We start from the raw sequence: 20,978 nt of genomic DNA on the forward strand, positions 1-20,978 counted from the left end.
CGGGCTACGGCCCGACGGGCCGATCGGCGCCACCGGATAACCTGTGGGTTATGAAAGGCGCGGGCGGTCTTGTTGCGCCATCGCGCCGGAAAACCTCAGGTAGCGCGGCCGCTGTCGAGCCGCCGAAGTTTGCGGTTGACTTATCCATAGCTGGCTGGTTATACGTTAATCCATAACCAATGAGTTATTGATCGCAAATGCCTGACGCTCACGACATCCTGTTTCGAACCCTCGCAGACCCGACCCGCCGGGCCATCTTCGAGCGCCTGTGCCGCGAGGGTGAGCAGACCGTCGGCGCGCTGACGGCCCGTGCCAGGATCTCGCAGCCGGCGGTGTCGAAGCATCTCGGCGTGCTGAAGCAGGCCGGGCTGGTGCGCGATCGCCATGAAGGCAGGCAGACCCATTACAGCGCGCAACTCGGCGCGCTGGCGCCGCTGATCGACTGGACCAGCCAGATGGCGGGCTTCTGGCAGAACCGGTTCGACCACCTCGAAGATCTCCTCAAAAGGATGGACCAATGAACAAGACCACCGCTGAAACGCGCTCCGCGATCGTCGAGCGTGAATTTCCGCATCCGCCGGAAAAGCTCTGGCGCGCGCTGACCCAACCGCATCTGATGGAGGAGTGGCTGATGAAGAACGACTTCAAGCCCGAGGTCGGGCACAGCTTCAACCTGCGCGGCGAGTGGGGCGGCGTGCTGGACTGCAAGGTGCTCGCCGTGGAGCCGCACAAGACGCTGTCCTACACCTGGAATTTTGCGCATGCGGATGCCGGCTACAATCTCGAGAGCGTCGTGGTCTTCACGCTGACGCCGACGGCGACCGGCACCCATCTGCGCGTCGTGCAGTCCGGCTTCCAGCCGCATCAGAAGCAGGCCTATGGCGGCGCCCATGCCGGATGGAAGCAGTTCCTCGAGAATCTCGATCAGCTGATGGCGCGGCCGGAGTGAGGCGCGTTCGCGAACCCGCAACATTCATCCAACAGGAGGTCACATTGAACTGGAACAACTGGATCCGGCAATCGCACCGCTGGCTCTCGATCGCCTTCACGGTTGCCGTCATCATCAACATCGTCGCCATGATCCTGCAGCAGCAGGCGGTCTGGATCGGCCTGCTGGCGCTGTTCCCGCTGATCTTCATGCTGCTCAGCGGCCTCTATCTGTTCGCGTTGCCTTATCTGTCGCCGCGGCGTCAGCATGGGGGATCGACGTCCGCGTCCCAAGTGTGATTGCATGACGTGACGGCTTGGGGCGGATGAGGCGCGAGAGACAGCAATGACGGCATCGGAACGTATCGACCGGATGATCGAGGACCTCACCGACTGGCGCGGCAAGACGCTCGCCAACCTGCGCAAGAGCATCCTCGCCGCCGATCCTGAGATCATCGAGGAGTGGAAGTGGATGGGCAGCCCGGTGTGGTCGCGCGACGGCATCATCGCGGTCGGCAATGCCCACAAGGGCAAGGTCAAGCTGACCTTCATGTATGGCGCGCAGCTGCCGGACCCCGACAGACTGTTCAACACCGGCTTCGAGGGCAACGCGCGGCGCGCGATCGATCTGTTCGAGGGCGACAAGATCAACGATCGCGCGCTCAAAGCGCTTATTCGTGCCGCGATCGAACTCAACCAGGCCAAGTCAAAGAAGCCGTCAAGGAAGCCGGCGAACAAGCCAGTGACGAAGACCGCGGGTACCCGCGCGACCGCAAAGAAGAAGGCGTGAGCTGCGCCGGCATGGTGCTCGCGATCCATCCGCGATGATCAAGACCAGGCTAGCCACATGGTCCGATGCGGACGCCACCTCCGCGCTGTTGACGGCCGAGAGCGGGGAGCACGGCGGCATGTTGCTCGGGCGATGGCCGCGCGAGGTGATCGAGACGCGCATTGCAAACGGACAGCCGATCGTTATCGCGACCGATGATGAGGGCAGGCTGCTCGGCGCGCTCCTGACGTCGGAGAAGGGATATGGCGAGGCGCCGCCGGTGCAGGCCATGCTGACGGCCTGGCCAGGCAGTCCCGATGCATATGTCTACGGCCCGGTGTGCGTCTCCCGAAACGCGCGCGGCCTTGGCGTGCTGGAGGCGTTGTACGCGAAGCTTCAAGCGGCGTTCCGCGGCCGCGAGGCAATCCTGTTCATCAGGGAAGACAATCCGCGCTCGCTGAAGGCGCATCTGCGGCTCGGCATGCGCGAGGTCGCGCGATACGACTTCGGCGGCAAGGTCTTCATTGTCCTGAGCGACAGGCCGGATCTCCGTCAGTAGCCGGCTCTTCGGGCATTTGGGAACCCAACTCCCCCTTTCAGAGATATAGCGAAATAAACCGTTCACCATTGGACATGAAGGTTGTCCGGTTGTAGCTGTGTACCGACGCAACTTAACGAGTGACTGCTAAACCTGTGGCTGTGGAATGAGCGGGTCTCGTGTCGAGGCGCCCGCTGGAATGGCAGTCGGAATGCTCAGTCAGTTGCTTGGTCCGTCACGGATCGCGTCGTCGGCGGATCTCCCTGCCCCGCGAAGGGTCTCTCCAGAGGCGAAAGCTGCGGCAGAGGCACTTCAGGGAACCCATCCCTACAAATGGAGCATGCTCGGCTCATGGCTTGTTGCCCTCGCGGCGAGCGGTTTCACCGGCTTCCTGCTTTGGAGATTTCGGATCGCGATCGACGCCAGGGATCTGGCGCTGTTTTCCGGCATGATGGCGTTCCTCATCATCGTCCATGTCGTCTACGGCAGATGGCGCACCGCGCCGACACTCTCTCATTTGGGGGGCGCCGTCGCTGCGACTTGCTGGTCGATCGTGGCGGCCGCGGTCATCAGCCTGGTCGGCTTGCGGTACAAGTTCCCCTTGATCGATGACGTTCTCGGCAACGCCGATCGTGCGGTCGGGGTCGATTTGCCGTCCATGATCCGGTGGTTTGCGGATCATCCCTTGCTGTCCCATCTGCTATCCGTGGCTTACGACAGCTGGCTGCTCCAGCTTGCCGCACTGCTGCCGTTCCTGGCCATGATGGGACGCTTCGACAAGCTCTGGCAGCTGGTATTCGTGTTCAGCCTGACCGTGGTTGTCGCTGCGACGTTTTCAGTGTTCTGGCCCGCCAGGGGAGCTTTTGCCTATTTCCACCATCCGATAGAGGTGCTTGAGCAGCTTCCCGACGGCGCAGGAATCTATCATCTCGCCAAGTTCGAGTATTTTCGCAATGCTCTGTCTCCGAACGTGTCATTCGAAAATCTGCAAGGCGTGGTGACATTCCCGTCGTTTCACACCTGCCTCGTCCTGATGACGATTTGTGCGACGACAGGGACGAGATGGCTGCTCGCCGTCACGTTGATCTGGAATGCGCTTGTGCTGATCGCGACCGTTCCGATCGGCGGGCATTACGTCATCGATCTGTCCTGCGGTGCACTGCTATGGCTGGCTGCGATGGCGATCGAGGCGATCCTCGGCAGATCATACGCCACCATGCGCGGAATGCCGGTGCCGGAGGCAGCGTCCGCCTAGTGTGCTGAATGCGAAGTTCGTGCGATTTCGCGGCAGCCACTTTCACGAACTTCGCATTCATAAAGCACACTAGAATCATAAGTTTGCTAGTGTCCTTATCGAATCCGAAGTTCGCTCCGAAGGTGCGGCAAATGATGCGAACTTCGGATTCGGGACACTAGGGGCTCGCGCTCGCGGTGTCCGATCTGGCGATCAGCTCGGCGATGCCATCGTCGATGGTCGGCGTGCTAGGCCGAGATGTCGACCGCCTGGCCGGCCTTGCCGGCGTTCTTCTGGAACGCCTGCTCGATCAGCTCCTTGATCTTCTGCTCGACCGCGGCGCGCTGATCCGGCGTCATGTTCTTGAGGTCTTCTTCCGACATGCCCATGCTTTTGAGGATGTTCGCGCGCATCCGGTCCATCGGGCTCATCTGCGCGTATTTGAGAAACTTCTGCTCGACGGTATCGCCGAGCGAGCTGCCGCCGGTGGCGTCGGCGGTCAGCGGTTTCTTCAATGTGCCAGTCGTCATGCTGGCGGTGACCGATCCAAGGGCCGAGATCGACGTCATCTGCGCGCAGTCCCCATTGCAATGCTGCAATCGTGGAGCAAATGGCGTGCCATACGTTGCAGCCGTGATTTCAAGGGGATCGCGATGCCGCCACGCGCGCACGACTGGCAGCGGGCAGCTTCTGCCGGGCGAAGTTTGCCGGGCGCGGCCGTCAGGCCTTCGTATGGACGATCACGGGACCTGCGACTGCGGTGGCCTGGCCGACCAGCAATGGGCCGAGATTGTCGTCGATCCAGGCCAGCGCGCGGCGATTGGCCTCTTCGGCGCCGGCATGGTTGTTGAAGACGCTGATCGCGGTGATCGTATCGTCGCCGGCATAGACCACGTAATAGGCCATGAAGCCTTCGACGTCGCTGATGATCGGGATCGCGCCTTCCTTGATCCGGCGCGCGAGTTCCTCGGCGCTACCAGTCTTCGCCTTGGCGTGACGGATGGCGGCATACATTCGTTCCTCCTTCCGGCTGCATCGATCGGGCTGCGCTTCGCGCATGCGCGATCGTACGCCGGACCGGGTGGCGACGCCATCGGGATTGCGGACGGTTTAGCTGAAACGCCTGCTCACGACCGTCGTGCGCCGGCCGGGGAGCTTCGGCAGCCTCGCCACACCCGCGCGCGTTGTCGTGGTCCTTGGGCCGGGGGCGGGCTCCGGCTCCTGCTGCTGCAGAAACAGCGTGGCTTCGAACAGCACGCCGGGGGCCTGCTTGGCCGTGCCCGAGCACACCGCCCGGTTGCCGTTGAACGAGCCCGTCAGCTGCGCCTCGACCTCGTCGCATCCGAACACGGTGGTGAACGGACCGTCGGCATAGCGGTGCGTCGTCAGCGTCGCCGTGAAGCGGTCCTCATCGAGCTGATAGGTGCCGCCATAAATGAACATGGCGTCGCCGCCCGAGATCCTGCCATTTGCGAGCTGGACTATTCCGGTGCCTTCGCCCCGCGGCGTCCGGAACCACGCCGCATATCGTCCGTCTCTTTGCATGACCGTCATACAAACAGAAAACCCTGCGTTGTCGTCTCCCTACGTTGCAAGCGCCGGGACTTCTACTGTGCGCTGCTGCGAGGGTTAACGAACCGACAAGGCGATGGCGCGACTTTCGTGAAGCGGTATCGGACTGATGCGCGGCGATCGCGCCGGCGCACGCCACCGGTCACAAAAAGCCACGACCCTCGCCAGGGGAGCTAGCGAGGGCCGTGTTGGTACACCGCGCCGCGCCTAGGTTCGCGACGAGATGTGGGAGCTCGTAAAAGTCCTACTCGGGCATGATCCGTTTCCGTAAACCGGTTTCCGCTTTGCGGGATCATGCCGTTAGAAGGGCAGCAGCACGTCGAGAACCTGCTGGCCGTAGCGCGGCTGTTGCACGTCGGTGATCTGGCCGCGGCCGCCATAGGCGATGCGGGCCTGGGCGATCTTCGAGGAATCGATGGTGTTGTCGCTCTGGATGTCCTCCGGGCGCACGATGCCGGCCACGATCAGCTCGCGGATTTCGAAGTTGACGCGGATCTCCTGCTTGCCTTCGACCACGAGATTGCCGTTCGGCAGCACCTGGGTGACGACTGCGGCGACGTTGGTCTGCAACGCTTCCTGGCGGTTCACCGAGCCCTTGCCGTCGCTCGACGCCGTGGAGTCGGCGGTCAGGATGCGGCCGGGCAGGATCTTGTTCGGCTGCGTGATGGTCTGCGAGCCGAGGAAGTTGGTGACGCCCGAGTCTTCCGAATTGGTGCGGCTGCGCTGGGTCTCGTTGGCGATCGCGGCCTTGTCGGTGAAGTTCACCGTGATGGTCAGGATGTCGCCGACGCGCGCGGCGCGCTGGTCCTTGAAGAAGGCGCGGGAGCCGCTGCGCCACAGCGAGTTCGGGCTGTAGGAGGCGACCTCGGGCTTCGGCATCGGCATCTGCACCGGCTTGTAGCCGGGCTGGGTGGTCGGATTGTCGATCGACGACAGCTTCGGTTGCTCGCCGATCTGGGAGAGACGGTCGATCGACGAGCAACCGCTGGCGATCGTTCCGAGCGCGAGCAGCGCACCGGTCAGGACGAGGCGGTTGATGCGGTACTGGGACATGAACTTTACTCGGCGTTTGGTGCGACTGAACTCAGCTTGACGGAAGCGGAATTGGATTCGGTGGCGTCGGCGGTCGGCGCCGGGCGCGGGGTCGCGACTGAGATCGAGACCTCGCCGCGGCCGGTGACGACGCCGGAAACGGCGCGCTTCGACTGCAGATTCATCACGCTGACGGTGTCGCCCTCGGCACCGCCATCCATCGCCTTGCCGCGGATCGTCAGGTAGAGGCCAGCGGTGCGATAGATCAGCGTGACGTTCTGGTCGCGGGTGACGAGATCGGGCTTCGCGAGGTCGGCGACGCGAAGCGCCTGGCCGGGGCGGAGCTGGCGGCGGACCTGCATGCCGACGGCGCTGTCGCGCACCGCCGCGTCGTTGCCGATTTCGGCTTTCGGACGGCGTTCGACGATCACGTCGGAAGCCTTCAGCACATCGCCGCGCTCGACATTGCGCGTCAGCACGGCGGCCTCGATGGTCTCGATCGCGGTTCCGGTGAAGCGCAGCTTCGATGGCGCGGCGCCGGCATCGTTGCCGATCTCGAAGGTCAGGTCGAAACGCGTCGAGCGCGGGTCGTAGCGCACGGCGATCGGCTGCATCACGCCGGTATTGGTCGCCTCGAGGCGGATGTCGCCGGGATCGCGGTCGAAGGTCAGCGCGATGTTGCCGGCCCTGCCGAGCCCGTGGCGACCCTCCAGCGCGCGCGACACCTGCTGCTCGATCTCCTTGCTGTCGATGGTGCGCGCCAGCCGGGTGACGGTGATCTCCTTCAGCTCGCGGGTATCGACGCCGATCACCTGGTGCGAGCGCAACACGTTCAGCACCTGCGCGACCGGCAGCGTGCCTGTCGTGCCGAGGTCCGGCGCGCGGTAGACCGCGACGCTGCCGGCGCTGCCGGCATTGTCGATGAGGTCGCCGACCCGCACGATGTCGTCGGCGACCGTGATGCTGGCGCGCAGCGTCGGCACCGCGATGGTCTCGCGGCGGCTTTGCGCGGCCGACGGCGCCACGGCGACGGCGAGGAGCGCGGCTGCGATCAGGAGTGGGCGGGCGATCATCGACATCATCCTCAGCGGAACAGGTTGGAGGTCGACTGCATCATCTGGTCGGCGGCGGAAACCACCTTCGAGTTCATCTCATAGGCACGCTGCGCGGCGATCAGGTCGGAGATTTCCGAGACCACCTCGACATTGGCCTGTTCGAGGTTGCTCTGCTGCATGTCGCCATAGCCGTCGGTGTTGGCGGTGCCGTCCTGCGGCTGGCCGGAGGCCGGCGTTTCCTGGAACAGGTTGTCGCCGATCGGCATCAGGCCGGCCTTGTTGATGAAGCGGGTCAGGCCGATCTGGCCGATGTTGGTCGATGCGGTCTGTCCCGGCAGCGTCACCGAGACCTGGCCCTGCGCATTGATGGTGAGGCCGGATGCGTTCTGCGGGATCGTGATCGTCGGCTGCAGCAAATTGCCCTGCGCGTTGACGATGCGGCCCTGATTGTCCATCTGGAACGAGCCGTCGCGGGTGTAGGTGAAGGTGCCGTCCGGCATCAGGATCTTGAAGAAGCCTTCACCGCGGATTGCGATGTCGAGATCGTTGCCGGTCGGCGACAGCGTGCCCTGGGTCATCATGCGCGGCGTGCCGACGGTCTTGACGCCGCCGCCGAGGTCGATGCCCATCGGCATGATGGTGTTCTGGTCGGAGGCCTGCGCGCCGACCCGGCGCACATGGTCGTAGATCAGGTCCTGGAACGCGGCGCGCTGCTTCTTGTAGCCGGTGGTGCGCAGGTTCGCGATGTTGTTGGAGATCACCTGAACGCTGAGTTCCTGTGCCGCCATTCCGGTCGCAGCTGTATAAAGTGCGCGCATCGGTCAATCCCCCGGATCAGTTCGGCACGTCGGCGAGCTTTTCGATCGCCGATTTGTGCAGGTCGCTCTCCTGCTGCAGCAGCGAGGCGATTTGGGTGTAGGTCCGCGTGATCTCGATCATGCGGCTCATCTCGACGACGGAATTGACGTTCGACTTCTCGATGAAGCCCTGGCGGATCTGGGCCTTGGTGTCCGGCAGCGCCTGCGTGCCTTCGCCCGGCGCGTAGAGGTTGGAGCCTTCCTTCAGCAGGCGCTGGGCCTGCGCGAACGAGACGAGGCGCAGCTTGCCGCGGATCGAATCGAGACGGGAGGTGCCCTCGAGCACGGTGATGTTGCCGTCGGCGGCGATCGAGACGTCGTGGTCGGTCTGCTGGAAGGTGATCGGGCCGGCGGTGCCGAGCACCTGGTAGCCGGAGGCGGTGACCAGCTGGCCGCGATTGTTGATCTGCAGGCTGCCTTCGCGGGTGTAGCGCTCGCCGCCCGGCGTCTGCACCACCAGGAAGGCGTTGCCGTCGATCGCGACGTCGAGCGGGTTCTTGGTCTCTTCGGTCGGACCCTGCGAGAAATCGTGGAAGGTCGCGCGGTCCTGCACGAAGGAGACGCGGCGGTCGGAGGACGCGAAATTGTCCTCATGCGCGTTCGAGGACAGATATTCCTGGAACAGCGACCGGTCGGCCTTGTAGCCGTTGGTGTTCATGTTCGCGATGTTGTTGGAGACGACATCCATCTGCCGTTCCAGCACCATCTGCTTCGATAGGCCGACCAGAAGCGTATTCTGCATCGGTGGTTCTCCCCTGTGAGGCGATCCGAATGCAGGTTCTCCCAAACCTTCACGCCGGATCCGTCGGTAACCATTGGATTCTCCCAAACCCGCGGGTTACGCCGTCCTCTCAGCGAAAGCCGTGCCAACTTAAAATGGTGTGTTATTTGAATGGCTTAGTTGTTTTACCGGGTACGGCCCGGGGCGGCAGAAAGGTCTTGTTGACCATGTTTGCCCGGCAGTTTTTTCCTAGTGGAAGGTAAATCCTAAGCTTCCGTTAACCATTATGACCCCAGTGTTGCCGGCATTGGGGCGCGTGTGCGCCGGCGGCATTTGTATCGCGTCTTCAGGCCAAAGCTGGGGCAAATCGCGTTCGCATCCTTCGGGTTGAAGCGAGCGGACGATGGCGGACGAGGAAAAGACGGAGACCGGCGAGGGCGCGGCCGCTCCGAAGAAGGGCAAGCTCAAGCTGATCATTGCCGTCGTCGGCTTCCTCGTCGTGCTCGGCGCGGGCGCCGGCGGCTGGTTCTTCTTCATGCGCGGCCACGGTGAGGAGCAGCACGCCGAAGCGCCGCCGCCGAAGCCGCCGAGCTTCGTCGACGTGCCGGACATGCTGGTCAATCTGGTCGGCGCGCCGGGCGAGCGCGTGCAATATCTCAAGCTGAAGCTCGTGCTCGAGGTCAAGGAAGAGAAACAGGTCGAGGCGATCAAGCCAGCGCTGCCGCGCGTCACCGATCTGTTCCAGACCTACATGCGCGAGCTGCGCCCCAGCGACCTCAACGGCTCGGCCGGCCTGTTCCGCCTCAAGGAAGAGCTGACCAAGCGTGTCAACCTCGCGCTGGCACCCAACCAGGTCAACGCGGTGCTGTTCAAGGAAGTCGTGATCCAGTGACGGGGTGGATGTAAAGCCATGGCCGGCAACGACCAGATGGACCAGGACGCCATTGCGGCGCAGTGGGAAGCCTCGCTCGATTCCGAGGATCCCGCGGCGGCCGCGGCGGAAGCCGCCAAGAACGAGCTCACCGAGAACATGGCGCTGCAATGGGCCGCCATGGTCGAGGACGGCAGCCGCGACTTCGGCGGCAAGAACACCAATGGCGAGCGCGTGCTGTCGCAGGAGGAGATCGACAATCTCCTCGGCTTCACGGTCGGCGACGTCAGCCTCGACGACCATTCCGGCATTCGCGCCATCATCGATTCCGCGATGGTGTCCTACGAGCGTCTGCCGATGCTCGAAATCGTGTTCGACCGCCTGGTGCGGTTGATGACGACCAGCTTGCGCAATTTCACCTCCGACAACGTCGAGGTCTCGCTCGACCGCATCACCTCGGTGCGCTTCGGCGACTACATGAACTCGATCCCGCTGCCGGCGGTGCTCTCGGTGTTCAAGGCGGAGGAGTGGGAGAACTTCGGTCTCGCCACGGTCGATTCCAGCCTGATCTATTCGATGATCGACGTGCTGCTCGGCGGCCGCCGCGGCCAGACCCAGCTGCGCATCGAGGGCCGGCCCTACACCACGATCGAGACCAATCTCGTCAAGCGCCTGGTCGAGGTGGTGCTGTCGGATGCCGAGCAGGCGTTCCGGCCGCTGTCGCCGGTAACCTTCACGATCGACCGGCTCGAGACCAACCCGCGCTTTGCCGCGATCAGCCGCCCGGCCAACGCCGCGATCCTGGTGCGCCTGCGCATCGACATGGAAGACCGCGGCGGCAATGTCGAATTGCTGCTGCCCTACGCCACCATCGAACCGATCCGCAACGTGCTGTTGCAGATGTTCATGGGCGAGAAATTCGGCCGCGACCCGATCTGGGAAGGCCATTTCGCCACCGAAGTGGCGCAGGCCGAGATCTCGGTCGACGCGGTGCTCTATGAAGCCGATATCCCGCTGAAGGAGCTGATGAAGCTCAAGGTCGGAGACACGCTGCCGCTGGATATCCGCTCCGACGCGCTGGTATCGGTGCGCTGCGGCAACGTCACCCTGACGGAAGGGCGCATGGGCCGGGTCGGCGACCGTGTCGCGATCCGCGTCACCAAGAATTTGCGTAAACCCCAAACCACCTTCGCGATGTTCGAGAAGGCGGACGAGCGGACCAAGATGATGGAGGCACCATGAGTCATGTGCTTGGATTAGCGATCGAGAGTCTGGTAGCCGTGCTGCTGATGCTGACGATCGGCTATTGCTGGCTGCTCAACAAGCGCCTGCAGCGACTGAAGGCCGACGAGCATTCGCTGAAGGCGACGATCGCCGAATTGATCACCGCGACCGAGATCGCGGAGCGGGCGATCGGCGGGTTGAAGCACGCGGTGCGCGACGTCAACGAGAATCTCGGCACCCAGCTCGATGCGGCGACGCAGATGTCGGCGCTGCTCAAGGACCAGCTGGCGGAAGGCGACCACGTGGTGCGCCGCCTGTCCAAGATCGCGCTGGCCGCGCGGCCGTCCGAGCCCGTGCAGGCACCGGCACAAGCAGCCGCGCCAGTGGCGCCGGCGCCCAGGGTCTCGGCCGCGCACGCGGTCGCCGCGGCGGCTGAAGCCTTCACCGAGCGCAGGAGGGCCGGCGGCCTCGCTGCATGAAGTTGCTTCGTGACATCAGAGTGATGCCCGTGGTGCTGGTCGCGATCTTCGGCCTGATGGTGCTGAAGGTCGCGGGCCTCGTGCTCGATGGCGGTTACGTGTTTGCCGACGATACGCCGCCGGCCGGCCCGGCCGGTCCGTCTTGGGCGCAGCAGAACTTCAACTTCCCCGGCGGCGGCAAGGCGGTGGTTGACAGCAAGATCAAGGCCGATCCCGGCGACATCACGGGATCGGTCGAGCACAAGGACGCCAAGAAGGACGAGAAGAAGGACGAGGCGCCGAAGCCGGCCGCACCGGCCGCGGAGCCGTCCAAGCCCGATGGCGTTGTCGTCAATCTGGATGCCCCGGCGCCGGTGTCGGCGTCGGAGCGCGCGATCCTGGAACGGTTGCAGTCGCGCCGCCAGGAGCTCGAGACGCGCGCGCGCGAGGTCGAGATCCGCGAAAGCCTGTTGAAGGCTGCTGAGAAGCGCATCGAGGCCAAGGTCGAGGAGGCCAAGGCCAATGACGCCAAGGCGAATGCCGATGCCGCGGCAAAGGCGGAAGCCGATGCCGCGCGTTTCAAGGGCATCGTCACCATGTACGAGAACATGAAGCCGAAGGACGCCGCAAAAGTGTTCGATCGTCTGGAAATGAACGTGCTCTACCAGATCGCCTCGCAGATCCAGCCGCGCAAGATGTCCGATATCCTCGGCCTGATGCAGCCGGAAGCCGCCGAACGGCTCACGGTCGAACTCGCCCGCCGCGCCGGCGGCGACAAGTCGGCCTCGACCGACGATCTTCCCAAGATCGAAGGCAAGATGCTCACGCCGAAGACGAACTGACGGGGGCTATCGGGAAGTCCGCCAATTGGCGGTGGACTCCTCAGCCGTAAGCTAGATCCGACTTAACGCCGGGTTGCCTGCATCGCATCCAGATCATCGCGATGAGGGTCGCGCACATGAACGGACCGACCGGCACGAGTGCGACCGGGTAGGTGAACCCCGCCAGGACAAGCACGCCGAACCCGATCCGGAGTTCGGAGCGATTCGAAAGAAGCGAGCCAGGTTCGGCCATGGGCGCGTTCATGAGAAAGACGAGCGCGAGAGCCAGTAGCGCCGTATCGTAGATCGCGAAGTAGGGAGATACGAGCAATGTCGCGACGAGCAGGCTCGCGGCCTTGACGGCGAAGTTGACGTTGCGGCGCCAGATGATCAGCGTCCACGTCGCGGCTGCCGCAGCGACCGCGACGTGCAGTGCCATGGCCGATCCATAGCCAAAACCGGCAAACCGAAGCACGCCGTAGACGCTCTGCAGCTTGTACCAGGCCAGCGTGCCGGTGAGATGGAACTGCGTCGTCGCGAAGACGGCGGCCTCACGGAACCCCTCAAAAGTATCCCAGCCGAAGGTAAGCCCGGTGAGCAGCAAGAGCACCGGTGTCACCAAACTGGCTGTGATGAAGACGGTCCAGCGTCCAGTAGCGATCAGAATGAGCGGAAGCAGGACGCCATATTGCGGCTTGAAGATCAGCAGCGCGATCAGGAAGCCGCTGACGATCGGGCGCCGGTCCAGCGTCAGCAGAATCGCGCCGAGCAGCGATGCCGCGAGCAGGGAGCTTTGGCCGACGATGAAATCGTACAGGACGGCCGGCACGGCGAACGCCAGCAGCAGTACGGCGAAGCGTGGCCGGATGGCGGAAATAACGAGCCCCCAGCACAGCAGCTTTGCGGTGCTCCAGACCCAGAACGCGGTCGGAAACGGCAGCAGTGCCAGCAGTGCCGCCGCAAAGAAAAAAAACGGCGGGTAGAAAAACGGTATCGGCACCTCGTAAACGGGGAACGGAGCATCGTTCAAGCTGGGATGTATTTGAATGATCGCTTGCCGCAACTGCGGCCAATCGTAGGCGGTGGCGGCATGGCCATCGAGCGCCATCTTCCCCGCGCTCCAAAAGCATGAAAAGTCGAGCCCGGTCGCGCCGGTACCGTCAACGACTTTCGGTACCACGCAGTAAAGGGTAAAGCCCAACACGATGAGGCAGGCAATGGCCAATGCACGGTCGTATCCGCTGCGCTCCGCACGGGCGCGCACCATTCCAAATCCGTTCATGAAACTGCCAGAAACTAAGAATTGCTTGAAATGTAAGCGGTTGTATACCGCAACTGGCGGTGGCGCAAGCGAGTGGCCGATCTCCATTGGGCGTTCGGTTAATCGCTGAGAGTTCCGCGCATGTCCGGCGGACCGGGGGTAATCCTCTCGATGCAGACGCGGATGTTCGCCGCCTCCGATGGTGTGGGCTCGACGGGGTCTCCGCGAAGCCAAACGCCTATCGACGCCGAGAAGTGTACGCCGGTTATGGTAGCCTTAAACGGTAGCGTTAAGTTGCAACCGATTTGTCATTCTGGAATTGAAGTCGCTATGTCTCAAGGTGGTGCTTTAGGAATTGCCAATGCTGAAAGACATGCCATGGCTCACCGCGCCGCGCGCCCGATTGTACGTGAGTGGCGTCGCAATTGTGCTGGTGCTGACTCTCGCGAGGTCGCTTTTGCTATTTTACCGCGATGGCGGCTATGGCGCGAATAATTTTCTGCTCGGCTCGGACTTTCTGACGTTCTGGGCGGCCTCGCTTCAGGTTCTGGCCGGCCATCCCGCCGAGGTTTATGTGCCCGAATTGCATCTGCTCGCGGAAGCTCCATACCTGCGAGAGGGCTACGAGGCGTTCTTCTATCCGCCGACGATGCTGCTTGTGTGCCTGCCGCTCGCGCTCGCGCCGTATTTCGCCTCGCTGTTCGTGTTCATTGGTATGACGGCGGCGGCGTTCGCCGCGGTGATCTGGCGCATCTTGCGAACGCCTTGGTGCCTGGTCGCGATCCTCGCCTATGCGCCGGTCTATCTTAATGCCGTGGCAGGGCAGAACGCCTTTCTGACGGCATCGATCCTTGGGTGCGGTCTCAACATCATGGACCGGAGGCCAAAGCTCGCGGGCGCGATCCTCGGGCTGATGGTGATCAAGCCGCACCTGGCGCTGGCCGTGCCGATCGCCCTGATCGTCACAGGTCGCTGGCGCACGCTGATCTGGGCAGGCATGTCGTCGATCTCGCTCGTCGTGCTGTCCGCGCTGCTGTTCGGCCTGGATACATGGCTCAACTTCCTCGACGTCTCTCACTCGGCCCGTCAGGCTCTCGAGAACGGCGACGTCGAGTTTTCATTGCTGCAGAGCGTGTACGCGACAGCGCGCCTGCTCGGCGCCGGCGTCAACACGGCCTTTATCATTCACGGCCTCGTGGCGCTGGGCATGACGTGTGTGCTGATCTGGATGTTGCGTCAGAAGATCACTGCTGCGACTGAACGCTCGATCATCGTGCTCACCTGCCTTCTGGTTACGCCGTTCTGCCTGTTCTACGACATGCTCATCATGGCGCTGCCGCTGGCCTGGATGCTCCGCGAATGGTTGAGGGGCGGCTTTCCGGCCTGGTCGAAAATGGTGCTTGGCGTGACGTTTCTCGCGCCGATGGTCTTCTACCTACCTGTCCTCTATCAACTGTCGGTCGTGAAGCCGCTGCCTTTTGGTTCTCCGGTCATCATCCTGTTCTGCTGGTTGCTGGTTCGGGAGAGCACGCAGACGCGGCAAGCGGCGCATAGCGAGCGAGAGGTCGCGACGGTCTGAATTCGGAGCACCTCACTCGAGCCTCCGTAATATCGCGGGAGTGTCCAGTTTCTCGGGTTTTGCCATCGGCGCGGGAGCAAAGGAGCAGAACCGCTCGGTCGCCAATTGCCGTGCCGGCGGCGACAAATCGGCCTCGACCGACGATCTTCCCAAGATCGAAGGCAAGATGCTCACGCCGAAGACGAACTGACGGGGTCTGTCGTCAGGTTTTCGGGAGTGGAGACCGGTGCAGATGGACAATCTTCCAATCCGAGCCTTGCTTCGCGATCACGAATGTGACGCGGCCGAGGCTGCTATAAGGCTGGCCATCCTTCATGACGCCGGAGATGGTGTCGAACCCGGCAAGCACCACCGTCCTCTCGTCGATCAGGAGAGTCTCTGCGCTTTGCAGCGCCACGGTGTTGGGGGCGAATTGAGGATTGTCGCTTCGAAGTATTTGCGGATTTGCTCCGGCTTCGTCATGACGACCTTGCCGAACGTCCCGATCACGGTCGCTTCCGGGGCATAGAAACTGACGATACCGTCAAGGTCGGCGTCAGCGAAGGCTTTGCTCCAGCGTTCAACGAGCTGCGCTGCGTCCTCCTTCGGACCGGCTTGGGCAATCGAGACACTCATTAAAAGAGCAAGAATTGATAGTGGCTTTCGCATGGGTGATCCTCAAAAGAAATTATTGCCGAACAATCGGAAATCGAGTGAGGCAGCAGTGCTGCTTCCGCGTTGCGATAAATCATCATTACCAATCAACAGGGCGGCTTGACCGCTTCGATGTCCGTCCGGCCGAGTTCGCCAAGTCGCCCCGATCCGGTGCAATGGACAAGCAGGCCACAAGCCTTCCGCAAATCGCCGGCCTGATGGTCACGATCCTTCGCCGGCATAAGCGGAGCAGGGCGGCTTGTGGCCCCCTCTTGTGGCGCCTCGGCGCACATCCGCGCCGAACGGCGCCAAGACCGTTGCAACAGAGCCATCGCAGACATTGCCAAAGTGCTTGATGCGAGTCTAGCATTGGCGCGAGGAAGGCGAGCGCGATTTCGCTACTTTTGGCCTTCCGTGATTGCGGTCGCATGGACCGCCGCTTGAGTTGATTGATTGAATTGCTCTTGTGCCGGACGCGAAGCTGCGCCCGATCAGAAATTGAATTTTTGATCACCAAGAAATTTCAAGGAAACCGATATGCGTAACCTGTTCATGATGCTTGTCGTCATCGCCACCACCAATCTGGCATGGGCCCAATCCGAACTGGTCAAACGGGGCGATTACCTTGTCAACGGCATTCTGGCTTGCGGCAATTGCCACACGCCCAAGGGACCGAACGGCGATGTTTTGGAGAAGGCATTCTCGGGCGGAGGTTACTGGGACGAGCCGCCGTTCACAGTGCATGCCGCCAACATTACACAAGACAAGGAAACAGGCATCGGAAGCTGGAGCGATGCCGATATCAAGAAACTGCTGCGGACCGGGCAGACCCCAAAGGGAGTGCATACCGCGATGGTCATGCCGACCAGCTTCTATCACATCCTGACGGAAAATGATCTCGATGCGGTCGTCGCATATTTGCGTACGATCACGCCGGTCCACAACAAGGTGCCCGATCCGATCTACAAGGTGCCTCAGGTCGAGAACGTTCCGCCGGGCGGCGAGAACCCATTCGCCGAACCGATGATGAGCGACAAGGTGCAGAAGGGATTCTATCTCGTCACGATCGCGCATTGCATGGCGTGCCATACGCCGATTGGACCGAGGGGACGAGAATACAAGAGCAGTCTTGGTGCGGGTGGCGTCAAATTTTCCGGGCCGTGGGGAATCTCGGTTTCACGCAACATCACGCAGAACAAGACCAATGGGATCGGCGCATGGAGCGACGACGAGATCAAGCGTGCGATCACCGACGGCGTCAGCCGCGACGGCAGCCGTCTCGGTCGACCGATGGGATACCACTACTACGCCCGGATCAGTCCCGATGACCTCGACGCCATCGTGGCGTATTTGCGCACGGTACCCGGCAGCGCCGAGTAAGGCTCGTTGCAAGGACAAATCCTGTCCGGTCACAGTCGCGCAGCGGGCTCCCGGCTGACTCCAAAGGATAGCGCGCGCCGCCAGCTGTGGCGCTCGGCGGCGCTCGGAACAAGCTTCAGCTTCAAACCGAGCGCTTTTGGTCGCCATTCGGTGGCCGGGGCCGGTCCGAAACAATCCGTTGACGTTAACAGGTCCTTAACGCCGCCCGATCCAAGATCGGGAGGCGTGGGCGAGGGCGCTTCGCGCTTGGTATGGCTGGGGTCCCGAGAAAACGTTTCGAGATGGCGCGAACGGCTGCCGCTGGAACATGGTCGCTAGGCCGCGCCTGGGCGCGGACCGCGCGTCTGTGCCTGCTTGCCAGCGGCCTCGCGCTCACAACCCTTACATTTTCGACCGCGGCGCATGCCGAAGACCCGGTACCCGGCGAGGCGACATTCTCTGCCGCGAACGGCTATGCCCGGCTGGTGCTGAGGCTGAAGGAGGATGTCGAGTCCGAGGTCACGACCGCCGGCTCGATCATCGTGATCCGCTTCAAACGTCCGGTCGATATCCCCGTCGAGAAACTGCAGGATGCCGTGCCCGATTATGTCGGCGCCGCGCGCCGCGATCCCGACGGCTCGGCGATCCGTCTGTCGCTGGCGCGCCGCGTCTCCATCAACACCATGACCGCCGGCGAGCGCATCTTCATCGACTTCCTGCCCGACAGCTGGACCGGCCCGCCGCCATCGCTGCCGCAGGAGGTGATCCGCGAGCTTGCCGAGCGCGCCCGCGCCGCCGAGCGCCTGCTGCGCATGCAGCGTGCCGCCGACGCCGCCAAGAAGAAGCCGCCGGTGCGCGTTCGGGCGCTGGTGCAACCCACCTTCGTCCGCTTCGTGTTCGAGGTGCCCGACGGGGTCAGCGTCTCCTCGGTGCTGAACGAGCAGAAGTTGACGTTGTCCTTCAATTCGGTCCTGACCTTCGACCTTGCCGATGCCAAGGTCGCCGCCCCGCCGAATGTCGCGTCGATCAGCGCGCGCGCCGACACGGATACCTCGGCAGTCGATGTATCGCTGATTGGCGATGTCGACGTGCATTCGTTCCGCGACGAGAAGAACTACATCGTCGACGTCGCCTTCCAGCAGAGCGAGCAGCAGGCGGCGAAGCCCTCGCTGAGCTCATTGTTGCCGACGCCGCGCGCCAAACCGAAAGGCGCCGCGGCGATCGCGCCGGTGACATCGGAAAGCATCGCCCAGCAGGCCAAGATCGAGATCAAGTCTGAACAGTCCAAATCCGAACCGGCGAAGTCCGAGCCTGCCAAGTCGGAGCCTGCCAAGTCCGAACCGCAGCGCTCCGAACCGCTCAAACCCGAACAAGCCACGAGCGAGCAACCGGCGGCCGCGCCCGTCAAAACGGAGCAGCCCCGATCGGAACTGTCCGATCCGGAGCTGCCGAAAATCGCGGCCGCACCTGCGGCCAACGCCGAGAACGCTGCTGTGCCGAACCCGCCGCACGAGGGTGGCGCCGGCTCCGCGGCGGAACAGAACACGGCGCCGGTGACCGACGCGCCGAAGCCGGTGCCCGCCGTCGCCGCCGCGCCGGCGATGGAAACGCCGAAGGCGGCTGCAGCGCCATCGCCGCCTGCTGTGGACGCCCGTACCGTCGGCAAACCTGCGGTCGAAGCCCAGCGCGACAGCGACGGCTTGCGGGTGACGTTCTCATTCCCCGCCGCGACGCCGGCGGCGCTGTTTCGCCGCGCCGACACGGTGTGGATGGTGTTCGACACGGCTGAGCCGATCGATGTCGATCCGATCCGTGCCAAGGGCGGCGCGCTGATCTCGGATGTCAGCCGGATCGCGCTGGAGAAGGGCCAGGCGGTGCGCTTCCGCCTCAACCGGCCGCAGATGCCGTCGCTCGAGAGCGACGACCGCTCGCGCGGCGTGAGCTGGACGCTGACCTTTGCCGACCGGGTGCAGAAGCCGCCGCTGCCGCTCAGCGTGGTGCGCAACATCTCGGAGCCCTCGCTCGCCAATGTCAGCGTGCCGCTCGCCAATCCCGGGCAGCTGCACAAACTGGTCGATCCCGACGCCGGCGATACGCTCTGGGTGGTGACCGCACCGCCGCCGACCCGCGGCATCATCAAGCGGCAGGATTTCGTCGAGCTTTCGCTGCTGGAATCGATCCACGGCGTCGTGGTTCATCCCAACGCCGACGACGTCAAGGCGGAGGTCGGCGCCGACAAGGTGATGCTGGGCCGGCCCGGCGGCCTGACGCTGTCGTCGGCCGACGTCGCCGCCGAGCGCGCGACCGCGGCGGTGAAGCCGTTGTTCGATCCGGACGAGTGGCGCAAGAACCAGTCGGACACGTTCCTCAAGCAGCTCGACGGCCTGATTGCGGCGGCTTCGATGGCCAATGCGGAGCAGCTGCCGCAGGCACGGCTCGATCTCGCCGATTTCTACATGGCGCGCGGCATGTACCAGGAAGCCCATGGTGTCGCCAATCTGATCCTGTCCGAGAGCAAGCGCGGCAGCGAGACGGCGTCGGTGGTGATGGTGCACGCGGTCGCCAGCATCCTGATCGGACACCCGGCGCAGGGCCTCAAGGATCTCGCCAATCCCGTCATCGGCAACGGCTACGATTCGCAATTGTGGAAGGGGCTCGCCTTCGCCCGCGAGGGCAAATGGGCCGAGGCGCGCGAGAAGTTCAAGAACGCCGAATTCGCGGTGGCGACGCTGCCGCCCGATTTGCAGCGCATCGTCACCATGGACTCGATGAAGGCCTCGCTCGAGGTCAAGGACTATGCCGGCGCCGCGCGGCGCAAGAGCGATCTCGACGTGGTCGGCGTTCCCGGTGAGCTCAAGCCCGCGGTTGCGGTGCTGCGCGGCCGGCTCGCCGAGGCGCTCGGCCAGGAGAAGGATGCGCTCGACGCCTATCGCTTCGCCGCCAATTCGGCCGATCGCCAAGCTGCCGCCGAGGGCAGGTTGCTGGAGACGCTGCTCAAGCAGAAGCGCGGCGAGATCGGCCGCGACGATGTGCTGAAGGAGCTCGAACTTCTGTCGATGCTGTGGCGCGGCGACAATATCGAGCTGAAGACGCTGTATGTGCTGTCGAAGATCTACGCCGAGACGGCGCGCTATGCCGACGCGTTCGCGGTGACGCGTGCCGCGACCCGGCTGCAACCGAACGCGCCGGAATCGCGCCAGGCGCAGGATGCCGCCTCGGCCTTGTTCGTGCAGCTCTACCTCGGCCCCAAGGGCGACGAGATGTCGCCGATCGATGCGCTCGGCACCTTCTACGAATATCGCGAACTGACGCCGATCGGCCGCCGCGGTGACGAGATGATCCGCCGTCTCGCCGACCGTCTGGTCGGTGTCGATCTGCTCGACCAGGCCGCCGACCTCCTGCAATACCAGGTCGACAAGCGGCTCGAAGGCGCGGCCCGCGCCCAGGTCGCGGCGCGCCTCGCGATGGTCTATCTGATGAACCGCAAGCCCGACCGCGCCATTGCCGCGCTGCGCTCGACCCGGATCGCGGATCTCTCCGGCGAACTGCGCCAGCAGCGGCTGCTGCTCGAGGCGCGCGCGCAGAGCGACGTCGGCCGGCACGATCTCGCGCTCGACATCATCTCGAACATCACCGGCCGCGAGGCAATCCGGCTGCGCTCCGACATCTATTGGGCGTCGCGGCATTGGCGCGAGGCGTCCGAGCAGATCGAGCTCTATTATGGTGACCGCTGGCGCGATTTCACCCCGCTCAACCCGGGCGAGAAGGCCGACATCATCCGCGCCGTGGTCGGCTACGCGCTTGCCGAGGACGCCATCGGGCTGTCCCGGTTCCGCGAGAAATACGCGCCGCTGATGTCCGGCGATGCCGACAAGCTCGCCTTCGACTCGGCCAGCAAGCCGGTCGCGACGTCCAGCGCCGAATTCGCCCAGATCGCGCGAATGGCCGCCAGCGTCGACACGCTCGACGGCTTCATCCGCGAGATGAAGACCCGCTTCCCCGACGCCAGCGCCCGCGCGCCGTTGCCCGATCCGGTCGCCACCGGATCGGTGGCTGACAAGCCAAAG

24 protein-coding genes are annotated in these 20,978 nt (G+C 63.6%); 14 read left to right on the forward strand and 10 right to left on the reverse strand.

Annotation, left to right across the window (positions count from 1 at the left end; genetic code table 11):
• The first annotated feature begins 197 nt into the window (after window positions 1-197).
• From AKL29_RS37165 to AKL29_RS37190, 6 genes are all read left to right on the forward strand, one after another.
• Entirely contained in the window at window positions 198-521 is a 324-nt protein-coding gene (locus AKL29_RS37165; RefSeq protein ID WP_016846748.1) for an ArsR/SmtB family transcription factor, read from the forward strand.
• Window positions 518-949, forward strand: a complete 432-nt coding sequence (locus tag AKL29_RS37170; RefSeq protein WP_050387606.1) for an SRPBCC family protein — start codon at window positions 518-520, stop codon at window positions 947-949. Before AKL29_RS37165 ends, AKL29_RS37170 begins: the two co-directional genes overlap by 4 nt.
• Window positions 950-993: 44 nt before the next feature.
• The gene (locus AKL29_RS37175) at window positions 994-1,227 is read left to right on the forward strand and encodes a hypothetical protein (protein ID WP_028337181.1); all 234 of its coding nucleotides are present in this window, start codon (window positions 994-996) and stop codon (window positions 1,225-1,227) included.
• Between the two features lie 46 nt (window positions 1,228-1,273).
• Entirely contained in the window at window positions 1,274-1,717 is a 444-nt protein-coding gene (locus AKL29_RS37180) for a DUF1801 domain-containing protein (RefSeq protein WP_050387607.1), read from the forward strand.
• A gap of 34 nt (window positions 1,718-1,751) precedes the next feature.
• Window positions 1,752-2,255 carry a GNAT family N-acetyltransferase gene (locus tag AKL29_RS37185; RefSeq protein ID WP_050387608.1) on the forward strand — a complete coding sequence of 168 codons (504 nt, stop codon included), beginning with the start codon at window positions 1,752-1,754 and terminating at the stop codon, window positions 2,253-2,255.
• A gap of 319 nt (window positions 2,256-2,574) precedes the next feature.
• On the forward strand, window positions 2,575-3,489 hold the full coding sequence (locus AKL29_RS37190; RefSeq protein WP_050387609.1) for a phosphatase PAP2 family protein: 915 nt from the start codon (window positions 2,575-2,577) through the stop codon (window positions 3,487-3,489).
• Window positions 3,490-3,716: 227 nt separating this feature from the next.
• Here AKL29_RS37190 and AKL29_RS37195 read toward each other — a convergent pair whose 3' ends face one another.
• The 7 genes from AKL29_RS37195 to flgF form a co-directional block, all read right to left on the reverse strand.
• Window positions 3,717-4,037, reverse strand: coding sequence for a hypothetical protein (locus AKL29_RS37195; RefSeq protein WP_050387610.1), 321 nt, complete (start codon window positions 4,035-4,037; stop codon window positions 3,717-3,719).
• A 151-nt stretch (window positions 4,038-4,188) separates the two neighbouring features.
• The gene (locus AKL29_RS37200) at window positions 4,189-4,482 is read right to left on the reverse strand and encodes a hypothetical protein (RefSeq protein ID WP_050387611.1); all 294 of its coding nucleotides are present in this window, start codon (window positions 4,480-4,482) and stop codon (window positions 4,189-4,191) included.
• Between the two features lie 96 nt (window positions 4,483-4,578).
• Window positions 4,579-4,911, reverse strand: a complete 333-nt coding sequence (locus AKL29_RS37205; protein ID WP_410712080.1) for a hypothetical protein — start codon at window positions 4,909-4,911, stop codon at window positions 4,579-4,581.
• A gap of 429 nt (window positions 4,912-5,340) precedes the next feature.
• On the reverse strand, window positions 5,341-6,093 hold the full coding sequence (gene flgH / locus AKL29_RS37210) for a flagellar basal body L-ring protein FlgH (RefSeq protein WP_028337175.1): 753 nt from the start codon (window positions 6,091-6,093) through the stop codon (window positions 5,341-5,343).
• A 5-nt stretch (window positions 6,094-6,098) separates the two neighbouring features.
• Complete coding sequence (gene flgA, locus AKL29_RS37215) at window positions 6,099-7,154, reverse strand: flagellar basal body P-ring formation chaperone FlgA (protein ID WP_050387612.1); 1,056 nt, start codon at window positions 7,152-7,154, stop codon at window positions 6,099-6,101.
• Between the two features lie 2 nt (window positions 7,155-7,156).
• Complete coding sequence (flgG, locus tag AKL29_RS37220) at window positions 7,157-7,945, reverse strand: flagellar basal-body rod protein FlgG (protein ID WP_028337173.1); 789 nt, start codon at window positions 7,943-7,945, stop codon at window positions 7,157-7,159.
• A 16-nt stretch (window positions 7,946-7,961) separates the two neighbouring features.
• The gene (flgF, locus tag AKL29_RS37225) at window positions 7,962-8,726 is read right to left on the reverse strand and encodes a flagellar basal-body rod protein FlgF (protein ID WP_028337172.1); all 765 of its coding nucleotides are present in this window, start codon (window positions 8,724-8,726) and stop codon (window positions 7,962-7,964) included.
• A gap of 382 nt (window positions 8,727-9,108) precedes the next feature.
• Between flgF and fliL the strand changes: the two genes are divergently transcribed.
• The 4 genes from fliL to AKL29_RS37245 are packed head-to-tail and all read left to right on the forward strand — an operon-like array spanning window position 9,109 to window position 12,100.
• Window positions 9,109-9,597 (forward strand): flagellar basal body-associated protein FliL, encoded by a 489-nt coding sequence (gene fliL / locus AKL29_RS37230; RefSeq protein WP_050387613.1) that lies wholly within the window; start codon window positions 9,109-9,111, stop codon window positions 9,595-9,597.
• An 18-nt stretch (window positions 9,598-9,615) separates the two neighbouring features.
• Window positions 9,616-10,818 (forward strand): flagellar motor switch protein FliM, encoded by a 1,203-nt coding sequence (fliM, locus tag AKL29_RS37235; protein WP_050387614.1) that lies wholly within the window; start codon window positions 9,616-9,618, stop codon window positions 10,816-10,818.
• Complete coding sequence (locus AKL29_RS37240; protein ID WP_050387615.1) at window positions 10,815-11,279, forward strand: DUF6468 domain-containing protein; 465 nt, start codon at window positions 10,815-10,817, stop codon at window positions 11,277-11,279. Before fliM ends, AKL29_RS37240 begins: the two co-directional genes overlap by 4 nt.
• On the forward strand, window positions 11,276-12,100 hold the full coding sequence (locus AKL29_RS37245; protein WP_050387616.1) for a MotE family protein: 825 nt from the start codon (window positions 11,276-11,278) through the stop codon (window positions 12,098-12,100). The genes AKL29_RS37240 and AKL29_RS37245 overlap by 4 nt, the downstream gene beginning before the upstream one ends.
• Before the next feature lie 40 nt (window positions 12,101-12,140).
• Here the strand turns inward: AKL29_RS37245 and AKL29_RS37250 are convergent, their stop codons facing one another.
• Window positions 12,141-13,448 (reverse strand): glycosyltransferase family 87 protein, encoded by a 1,308-nt coding sequence (locus AKL29_RS37250; RefSeq protein ID WP_244482637.1) that lies wholly within the window; start codon window positions 13,446-13,448, stop codon window positions 12,141-12,143.
• Between the two features lie 253 nt (window positions 13,449-13,701).
• Here AKL29_RS37250 and AKL29_RS37255 point away from each other — a divergent pair, with 253 nt between their 5' ends.
• Window positions 13,702-14,919 carry a glycosyltransferase family 87 protein gene (locus AKL29_RS37255; protein WP_050387617.1) on the forward strand — a complete coding sequence of 406 codons (1,218 nt, stop codon included), beginning with the start codon at window positions 13,702-13,704 and terminating at the stop codon, window positions 14,917-14,919.
• A gap of 40 nt (window positions 14,920-14,959) precedes the next feature.
• Window positions 14,960-15,109 carry a hypothetical protein gene (locus AKL29_RS43115; RefSeq protein ID WP_160321822.1) on the forward strand — a complete coding sequence of 50 codons (150 nt, stop codon included), beginning with the start codon at window positions 14,960-14,962 and terminating at the stop codon, window positions 15,107-15,109.
• 12 nt (window positions 15,110-15,121) lie between these two features.
• Here the strand turns inward: AKL29_RS43115 and AKL29_RS46780 are convergent, their stop codons facing one another.
• Both AKL29_RS46780 and AKL29_RS46390 read right to left on the reverse strand, forming a co-directional pair.
• Window positions 15,122-15,316 (reverse strand): nuclear transport factor 2 family protein, encoded by a 195-nt coding sequence (locus tag AKL29_RS46780; protein ID WP_430648909.1) that lies wholly within the window; start codon window positions 15,314-15,316, stop codon window positions 15,122-15,124.
• Window positions 15,286-15,567 carry a DUF4440 domain-containing protein gene (locus tag AKL29_RS46390; RefSeq protein WP_082190807.1) on the reverse strand — a complete coding sequence of 94 codons (282 nt, stop codon included), beginning with the start codon at window positions 15,565-15,567 and terminating at the stop codon, window positions 15,286-15,288. The genes AKL29_RS46780 and AKL29_RS46390 overlap by 31 nt, the downstream gene beginning before the upstream one ends.
• A gap of 522 nt (window positions 15,568-16,089) precedes the next feature.
• Here AKL29_RS46390 and AKL29_RS37265 point away from each other — a divergent pair.
• On the forward strand, window positions 16,090-16,932 hold the full coding sequence (locus AKL29_RS37265; RefSeq protein WP_050387619.1) for a c-type cytochrome: 843 nt from the start codon (window positions 16,090-16,092) through the stop codon (window positions 16,930-16,932).
• A 281-nt stretch (window positions 16,933-17,213) separates the two neighbouring features.
• Window positions 17,214-20,978, forward strand: a 3,765-nt coding sequence (locus tag AKL29_RS37270; protein ID WP_244482638.1) for a tetratricopeptide repeat protein, incomplete at its 3' end; no start/stop codon positions are given.

Source organism: Bradyrhizobium pachyrhizi, assembly GCF_001189245.1.
GTDB lineage: Bacteria > Pseudomonadota > Alphaproteobacteria > Rhizobiales > Xanthobacteraceae > Bradyrhizobium > Bradyrhizobium pachyrhizi.

Bases quoted from the DNA above. Each gene is read 5' to 3' on its own strand.
- AKL29_RS37165 (WP_016846748.1), top strand. From the start codon at position 198: ATGCCTGACGCTCACGACATCCTGTTTCGAACCCTCGCAGACCCGACC.
- AKL29_RS37170 (WP_050387606.1), top strand. From the start codon at position 518: ATGAACAAGACCACCGCTGAAACGCGCTCCGCGATCGTCGAGCGTGAA.
- AKL29_RS37180 (WP_050387607.1), top strand. From the start codon at position 1,274: ATGACGGCATCGGAACGTATCGACCGGATGATCGAGGACCTCACCGAC.
- AKL29_RS37185 (WP_050387608.1), top strand. From the start codon at position 1,752: ATGATCAAGACCAGGCTAGCCACATGGTCCGATGCGGACGCCACCTCC.
- AKL29_RS37190 (WP_050387609.1), top strand. From the start codon at position 2,575: ATGCTCGGCTCATGGCTTGTTGCCCTCGCGGCGAGCGGTTTCACCGGC.
- AKL29_RS37195 (WP_050387610.1), bottom strand. From the start codon at position 4,037: ATGACGTCGATCTCGGCCCTTGGATCGGTCACCGCCAGCATGACGACT.
- AKL29_RS37200 (WP_050387611.1), bottom strand. From the start codon at position 4,482: ATGTATGCCGCCATCCGTCACGCCAAGGCGAAGACTGGTAGCGCCGAG.
- AKL29_RS37205 (WP_410712080.1), bottom strand. From the start codon at position 4,911: ATGTTCATTTATGGCGGCACCTATCAGCTCGATGAGGACCGCTTCACG.
- flgH (WP_028337175.1), bottom strand. From the start codon at position 6,093: ATGTCCCAGTACCGCATCAACCGCCTCGTCCTGACCGGTGCGCTGCTC.
- flgA (WP_050387612.1), bottom strand. From the start codon at position 7,154: ATGATGTCGATGATCGCCCGCCCACTCCTGATCGCAGCCGCGCTCCTC.
- flgG (WP_028337173.1), bottom strand. From the start codon at position 7,945: ATGCGCGCACTTTATACAGCTGCGACCGGAATGGCGGCACAGGAACTC.
- flgF (WP_028337172.1), bottom strand. From the start codon at position 8,726: ATGCAGAATACGCTTCTGGTCGGCCTATCGAAGCAGATGGTGCTGGAA.
- fliL (WP_050387613.1), top strand. From the start codon at position 9,109: ATGGCGGACGAGGAAAAGACGGAGACCGGCGAGGGCGCGGCCGCTCCG.
- fliM (WP_050387614.1), top strand. From the start codon at position 9,616: ATGGCCGGCAACGACCAGATGGACCAGGACGCCATTGCGGCGCAGTGG.
- AKL29_RS37240 (WP_050387615.1), top strand. From the start codon at position 10,815: ATGAGTCATGTGCTTGGATTAGCGATCGAGAGTCTGGTAGCCGTGCTG.
- AKL29_RS37245 (WP_050387616.1), top strand. From the start codon at position 11,276: ATGAAGTTGCTTCGTGACATCAGAGTGATGCCCGTGGTGCTGGTCGCG.
- AKL29_RS37250 (WP_244482637.1), bottom strand. From the start codon at position 13,448: ATGGAGATCGGCCACTCGCTTGCGCCACCGCCAGTTGCGGTATACAAC.
- AKL29_RS37255 (WP_050387617.1), top strand. From the start codon at position 13,702: ATGCTGAAAGACATGCCATGGCTCACCGCGCCGCGCGCCCGATTGTAC.
- AKL29_RS46390 (WP_082190807.1), bottom strand. From the start codon at position 15,567: ATGCGAAAGCCACTATCAATTCTTGCTCTTTTAATGAGTGTCTCGATT.
- AKL29_RS37265 (WP_050387619.1), top strand. From the start codon at position 16,090: ATGCGTAACCTGTTCATGATGCTTGTCGTCATCGCCACCACCAATCTG.